Origin of the sequence: Mesorhizobium sp. M7A.F.Ca.US.005.03.2.1, assembly GCF_003997795.1 — a bacterium.
Classification (GTDB): Bacteria; Pseudomonadota; Alphaproteobacteria; order Rhizobiales; family Rhizobiaceae; genus Mesorhizobium; species Mesorhizobium ciceri.
The window spans coordinates 1-1,450 of the sequence record NZ_RZRP01001187.1; the positions used below are offsets into that span (position 1 = coordinate 1).

The following is a 1,450-nucleotide window of genomic DNA, read 5'->3' on the forward strand; positions in this document are numbered from 1 at the left end:
GATCTCCCACACGGGCTTGCCGTCGCCATCGAAGACCGCGACTGAGCCGCGATGCGCGCTCTCGACGATCGCGCCGCGCAAGACTTCGATCAGAACCGGATTTGTCATGTCACCTTCCGCAAATGCGGGCGGTTTATCTGATCCGGTCGAGAATGGAAACGTAGTTGGCGACCGCCGCACCGCCCATATTGAAGATGCCGCCCAGTTTTGCGCCCGGCACCTGGATGCCGCCGGCCTCACCGACAAGCTGCATGGCGGTCAAGACATGCATGGACACGCCAGTGGCGCCGATCGGATGGCCCTTGGCCTTCAGCCCGCCGGATGGATTGACCGGCAGGCGACCATCCTTGGCCGTTGTGCCGTCCAACGCCAGCTTCGCCCCCTCTCCCGGCTTGGCAAGGCCCATCGCCTCGTACTCGATCAGTTCGGCAATGGTGAAGCAGTCATGCGTTTCGACGAAGGACAGATCGTCGAGCGTCACGCCGGCCGATTTCAGCGCCCGGTTCCAGGCCTGCTCGCAGCCTTCGAAGGTCAGAATGTCGCGCTTCGACATCGGCAGGAAATCCTGCACATGTTCGTTGGCGCGGAAGGCAACGGCACGGCGCATCTTCAGCGCCGTGGCGGTGTCGGCAAGGATAAGGGCGGCGGCGCCGTCGGAGACCAGCGAGCAGTCGGTGCGCTTCAGAGGACCGGCAACGAAGGGGTTCTTCTCGCTCTCCTGGCGGCAGAACTCATAGCCGAAATCCTTGCGCATCTGCGCATAGGGATTGTCGACGCCGTTCTTGTGGTTCTTGGCGGCAATCATGGCCAGCGCATCCGACTGATCGCCATAACGCTGGAAATAGGCCTGCGCGATCTTGCCGAAGACGCCGGCGAAACCCGCCGGTGTCTCGCCGTCCTCGGGCAGATAGGACGCCTTGAGCAGGTTTTTGCCGATCTCCGGCCCCGGCGTCGTCGTCATCTGCTCCGCGCCGACCACCAGCACGATGCGAGCGGCATTCGCGTCAATGGCGCGGATGCCCTGGCGGACCGCCGCCGATCCGGTGGCGCAAGCGTTCTCGACACGCGTCGCCGGCTTGAAGCGCAGCCGGTCGTCGGCCTGAAGCACCAGACTGGCGGTGAAATCCTGCGCCGAAAAACCGGCGTTGAAGTGGCCGAGCACGATCTCGTCGACCTCGTCGGGACCGATGCCGGCATGGTCGAGCGCGTCCGTTGCCACCTTGACGATGAGGTTTTCGAGCGTTTCGCCCTCAAGCTTGCCGAAGCGCGAATGCGCCCATCCGACGATGCATGCGGTCATGGCGGTCTCCATCCTTGGCGCCGGCCTGGCATGTCGGCTCACGGCGCATTTCGCATCTATTGTTCAAAGATAAACAATCGTGCCGGTTTCGTGAAGGGCTGGAGGCCTACAATCGCTTGGTAGAGCCGAGATCGCGGCCGATTTTTTTGT

The 1,450-nt window shown here is 63.0% G+C and carries 1 protein-coding gene and 1 pseudogene; both read right to left on the minus strand.

Features of this window, described 5'->3' with window-relative positions:
• A pseudogene (locus tag EN991_RS41425) lies at positions 1–108 on the minus strand (asparaginase); the annotation flags it as partial.
• A gap of 25 nt (positions 109–133) precedes the next feature.
• Positions 134–1,300: an acetyl-CoA acetyltransferase gene (locus EN991_RS36075; RefSeq protein ID WP_027162994.1), complete on the minus strand. Its 1,167-nt coding sequence runs from the start codon at positions 1,298–1,300 to the stop codon at positions 134–136.
• Positions 1,301–1,450: the final 150 nt, after the last annotated feature.